This window comes from Sphingobacterium sp. T2, assembly GCF_000814685.1.
GTDB lineage: Bacteria > Bacteroidota > Bacteroidia > Sphingobacteriales > Sphingobacteriaceae > Sphingobacterium > Sphingobacterium thermophilum.
The window spans coordinates 1-4,376 of record NZ_JXAC01000120.1; the positions used below are offsets into that span (position 1 = coordinate 1).

Genomic DNA, 4,376 nt, shown 5'->3' on the forward strand with positions numbered 1-4,376 from the left:
TATATTTGTAACAAAAGAGCCTTATTATATGAACACCATCGAAGAATACAATGCCGTCATTGAATTACTGACRAAAATCTATTCATAAAAAAAACTAAAGACTACGGGACTGCATGGCGTGTCATGCGCCTCAGCTCCATTACGGATCAGCTATATATCAAAGCCAAACGTATCCGTACACTCGAAATAAAACAAGTCTCTAAAGTGGGCGATGATATCGCTGGGGAATTTGTCGCCATAGTAAACTATTGCGTCATCGCACTCATGCAGCTAGAATTGGGAGAAGAAGGAGGCGAAGAAAACCTCAACCCTGCCTTTGTAGAACAGAAATACACGGAAAAGGTCAACGAAACACGCGACCTGATGTTTGCTAAGAATCATGACTACGGCGAGGCTTGGAGAGATATGCGCGTTTCGTCCATGACGGACATGATACTCATGAAACTTCACCGTGTAAAACAGATTGAAAACAACAACGGCAAAACTCTCGTTTCCGAAGGGTTGGCAGCAAACTATCAAGATATGCTTAACTACGCCGTATTTGCATTGATAAAATTGGGATTCGCAGAAAAAAAATAGAAGCACATGATGCATAACACCTCATTTTACGATCCTATCAGCACTACCAAGCAGCAGAGAGATTTTCTGTTAGCCGTTTGCAGGCTCTTAGTAGGTATCCTTTTTATCTTTTCCGGTCTTATCAAAGCGAATGACCCTACAGGTTTTGGCTACAAGCTGCAGGAGTATTTTCATTGTCTTTAATCTTAATGCATTAAATGATTATAGCACCTCCATAGCTATTGTCATCTGTGCCGTAGAAGTCATATTAGGATTGCTTCTGTTGTTAGGAATTGCCGGAAGAGCAGTAGCCTGGGGATTGCTTATATTGATTGTGTTTTTCACTTTTCTTACCTTCTATTCTGCATTCTTCGACGTAGTAACCTCTTGCGGATGTTTTGGCGATGCCATTCCTTTGACACCATGGCAGTCTTTCGCCAAAGATGTCGTCCTGCTGTTGCTCATTCTGGTTATCTTCAGCCGTCGTCAAAAAATCTTTCCTCTCATAAAAAATTCGTTCACCAATAATCTCTTGGTAGTATTTGCCGTGGTAGCCTCCTTTGGTTTTGGCATTTATACCTATAGCTACTTACCTATTATTGATTTTCTGCCTTATAAGATAGGAAACCATCTTCCTTCACTAATGAAAATGCCCGAAGGAGCTCCTCAGGATGTGTATGAACACATTTATACGCTGAAAAACAAAAATTCCGGAAAAAGTAAAAAAGTTACGGATAAAGAATATATGGACCAGAAAATCTGGGAAGATGAAAATTGGGAAATTGTCGGAGAACCGGAAAGCAAATTGGATAAAGAAGGGATACAAGCTACCTATACCCGACCTACTTATCACAGACAGTGAAGGAAATGATTTTACCGCCGAAATTATTGAAAATCCACATTACAACTTTATTGTGACAAGTGTGGATGTCTCAAAATTCTCTGCTGAAGATCTCGTAGCATTAGATAGAATCAATCAAACCATAAAAGAACTCAGCAACGAATACAACTTAAGGGCGGTGCTGCTCACTTCCAGCGCCTTCAAGGATGTAGAATACCTTAACAATCAGCTGGATCTGGTCTTGGAAAACTTCTATGCCGATGCCGTCCCTATAAAGAGCATGGTACGCTCCAATCCAGGTGTCATGCTACTCCAAAATGGAAAGGTCATCATGAAATGGTCTAAAAAGTCTTTTCCAAGCAAAGAAGTGTTAGCAGAAAAATACCTTAAACAACAGTAATGAACAAACCTATTTTTTTAGTAGGCTTCATGGGAAGCGGAAAAACTACGTGGGGTAAAAAAATCGCCAATGCTTTAGAGATGCCCTTCGTGGATCTGGATCAGGAAATAGTACAACATATAGGAATGACCATTCCTGAATATTTTAGGCAATACGGAGAAGACAGCTTCAGAAAGCTGGAGAACGAATATCTACAAAAAACAGGCAGGCCGTATCGCTGTAATCTCCACAGGAGGTGGTACACCTTGTTATTTCGACAATATGGAGTGGATTAATCAACACGGTATTTCACTCTATCTTTACCATACACCCAAATCGTTATGGGCCAGACTCAGTCAGTCTGACGTCAACAAAAGACCGGTATTAAAAGGTTTGACGGGAGATGAGCTGTATGCTTTTATAGAAAGTAAGCTAAACGAACGTGCTCAGTACTATGAACAAGCACATATCAAATTCGAACAAATACACACCAGTCTGGAAGAGATCATTTCTCTAATCAATAATTACATAGCCAAGTATGAGAATTCATAGATACCTCATTTTACTTTTACCCTTTTTGCTGCTGATGACCGGTTGCTTCAGAACAAGCAGTACGGATGCTATACAGCAACAAGACAGCAGCAGACCTTATATTTCCGAAAGCAAATCTTCCACCAAGAATTTTAATATACATAATTTAGAGGATCTTTATCAATTTCTTACTTACGACGACAATAGATATCCTCTTATCAGCGCTCACCGTGGTGGTGACTATGATGGATATCCCGAAAATGCCATCGAAACTTTCGCCCATTGGGCTGAAAGGTTTCCTTTGATCATAGAATGTGACGTACGCATCACAAAGGACTCAGTACTGGTCCTCATGCATGACGCTACATTAGAACGTACCACAGACGGAAAAGGAAAGGTTAGTTCCAAAACATGGGAAGAACTGAAAGCCTTAAGACTAAAAGCTCCGAACGGCCTGTTGACACCATACAAAATCCCTACTCTAGAGGAGGTGTTGCGTTGGGGGAAAGACAAAGTTTTGTTCACTCTGGATGTCAAGCCGGAGGTACCATACAGCTTGTTGACCCAAATCATCCAGAAAACCAATGCTCAGCCATACTCCATAGTCATTACGTATACTGCCAATCAAGCGAGGGCAATCAACCGCATCAATCCGGACCTTATGTTGTCGGTAAATATTCAATCGCAACAAGACCTTAGCAGATTGACAGAAGCCGGCATTCCAGACAACAGAATGGTTGCCTTCGTCGGAACAAGACAAGCGGACCAAAAATTGATAAATCTTTTACATGCCCACGGTATAAAAACCATCTTAGGCACTATGGGGAACTTGGATCGCCAAGCCAAGGCTCGAGGATATCAAGTTTATGCCGAATATGTTGAAAACGGAGCTGATATACTCAGCACGGATAATGTGGAAGATGCGCAAAAAGCATTGGATTTCTACATTAAAAAGAGAAATTTGTCCTCACCATATATTATTAAGTGACGATGTCAATACGTGTAGAAAATTTGATTAAAACTTATGGTAAGCAGACAGCGTTGGACAACATCTCTTTTCGGACGCAAAGTAACCATATCATAGGCTTTCTGGGGCCGAATGGGGCTGGTAAAAGTACAACCATGAAAACCTTGACCGGCATACTGCCATAGAATCGGGAGAGTGTTGGATCAACGACATAAATGTTAAGAAAGACCCTATACAAGCCAAAAGAAACATAGGCTACCTCCCTGAAAACAATCCTCTATATCTGGAAATGTATGTCAGCGAAATGCTGCAATACCAAGCCGAGCTATATGGACTTAAAAACAACAAGAAACGCATTCAGGAAGTCATCAGCCAGACAGGTCTTACCCTTGAAAAGCATAAAAAAATAAAACAGCTTTCTAAAGGTTACCGGCAACGTGTAGGCCTCGCCTGTGCTATCATTCATGATCCACAGGTGCTAATCTTGGATGAACCTACCACCGGACTTGATCCCAATCAAATCATAGAGATAAGACAACTCATCAAAGAACTGTCCAAAAATAAAACAGTCTTATTATCTACACACCTTATGCAAGAGGTGGAAGCCATTTGTGACGAAATCATCGTCATCCATCAAGGCAAAATAAAAGAACAGTTTTTATTGCATGAAAAGGACAGCAAATACCCTAACCGCACGATGGAAGAGATATTTGTGTTGCTAACAAAATCTTCTTCCTGAGCTACAAATGAAGCAATTATTTAATTTTGTAACATCTGATGATGTCTAACTACTAAAACAATATAAAATTGTACAGCATATATAAAAAAGAGATTTCTGGTTATTTCAATTCGTTTATAGGATATTTAGCTATTAGGGCTGTTTTTGCTTATCAACGGATTGCTCATCTGGGTATTCCCTGACTCAATTTTGGACAGCGGCTATGCCATGCTGGACTCTTTTTTCTCCCTAACCCCTTACCTGCTGTTGATGCTTATACCAGCAATCACCATGCAGAGCATAGCCGGAGAGAAGGCAAATGGCACCTTCGACCTTCTCCTAAGCAAACCTATCCGTTTTAGCGACATCGTGCTAGGTAAAT

The 4,376-nt window shown here is 40.6% G+C and carries 8 protein-coding genes and 2 pseudogenes; all 10 read left to right on the forward strand.

Annotated elements, in window-relative coordinates; genetic code table 11:
- The first annotated feature begins 28 nt into the window (after nt 1-28).
- Nucleotides 29-579, forward strand: a pseudogene (locus SD31_RS08685) (DUF1599 domain-containing protein).
- Nucleotides 580-585: 6 nt separating this feature from the next.
- The gene (locus SD31_RS20845; RefSeq protein ID WP_316929823.1) at nt 586-762 is read left to right on the forward strand and encodes a hypothetical protein; all 177 of its coding nucleotides are present in this window, start codon (nt 586-588) and stop codon (nt 760-762) included.
- Nucleotides 710-1,420, forward strand: coding sequence for a MauE/DoxX family redox-associated membrane protein (locus SD31_RS20850; protein ID WP_316929824.1), 711 nt, complete (start codon nt 710-712; stop codon nt 1,418-1,420). The genes SD31_RS20845 and SD31_RS20850 overlap by 53 nt, the downstream gene beginning before the upstream one ends.
- A gap of 61 nt (nt 1,421-1,481) precedes the next feature.
- Complete coding sequence (locus SD31_RS20855) at nt 1,482-1,799, forward strand: hypothetical protein (protein ID WP_316929825.1); 318 nt, start codon at nt 1,482-1,484, stop codon at nt 1,797-1,799.
- Nucleotides 1,799-2,074 (forward strand): shikimate kinase, encoded by a 276-nt coding sequence (locus SD31_RS20205; RefSeq protein WP_262506601.1) that lies wholly within the window; start codon nt 1,799-1,801, stop codon nt 2,072-2,074. The genes SD31_RS20855 and SD31_RS20205 overlap by 1 nt, the downstream gene beginning before the upstream one ends.
- Nucleotides 2,061-2,330: a shikimate kinase gene (locus tag SD31_RS20210; RefSeq protein ID WP_262506602.1), complete on the forward strand. Its 270-nt coding sequence runs from the start codon at nt 2,061-2,063 to the stop codon at nt 2,328-2,330. Before SD31_RS20205 ends, SD31_RS20210 begins: the two co-directional genes overlap by 14 nt.
- A complete protein-coding gene (locus tag SD31_RS08700; RefSeq protein ID WP_039053836.1) occupies nt 2,317-3,297 on the forward strand; it encodes a glycerophosphodiester phosphodiesterase family protein in 981 nt (326 codons plus the stop codon). Before SD31_RS20210 ends, SD31_RS08700 begins: the two co-directional genes overlap by 14 nt.
- 2 nt (nt 3,298-3,299) lie before the next feature.
- A pseudogene (locus SD31_RS20860) lies at nt 3,300-3,718 on the forward strand (ATP-binding cassette domain-containing protein); the annotation flags it as partial.
- 18 nt (nt 3,719-3,736) lie between these two features.
- A complete protein-coding gene (locus tag SD31_RS20865) occupies nt 3,737-4,015 on the forward strand; it encodes an AAA family ATPase (RefSeq protein ID WP_316929826.1) in 279 nt (92 codons plus the stop codon).
- Between the two features lie 144 nt (nt 4,016-4,159).
- Nucleotides 4,160-4,376: ABC transporter permease subunit (locus tag SD31_RS08710; protein WP_231561374.1), on the forward strand; the 217-nt coding region annotated here is incomplete at its 3' end.

Excerpts from the sequence above, each read along its gene's own strand:
- SD31_RS20845 (WP_316929823.1), top strand. The coding sequence starts at position 586 with ATGATGCATAACACCTCATTTTACGATCCTATCAGCACTACCAAGCAG.
- SD31_RS20850 (WP_316929824.1), top strand. The coding sequence starts at position 710 with ATGACCCTACAGGTTTTGGCTACAAGCTGCAGGAGTATTTTCATTGTC.
- SD31_RS20205 (WP_262506601.1), top strand. The coding sequence starts at position 1,799 with ATGAACAAACCTATTTTTTTAGTAGGCTTCATGGGAAGCGGAAAAACT.
- SD31_RS20210 (WP_262506602.1), top strand. The coding sequence starts at position 2,061 with ATGGAGTGGATTAATCAACACGGTATTTCACTCTATCTTTACCATACA.
- SD31_RS08700 (WP_039053836.1), top strand. The coding sequence starts at position 2,317 with ATGAGAATTCATAGATACCTCATTTTACTTTTACCCTTTTTGCTGCTG.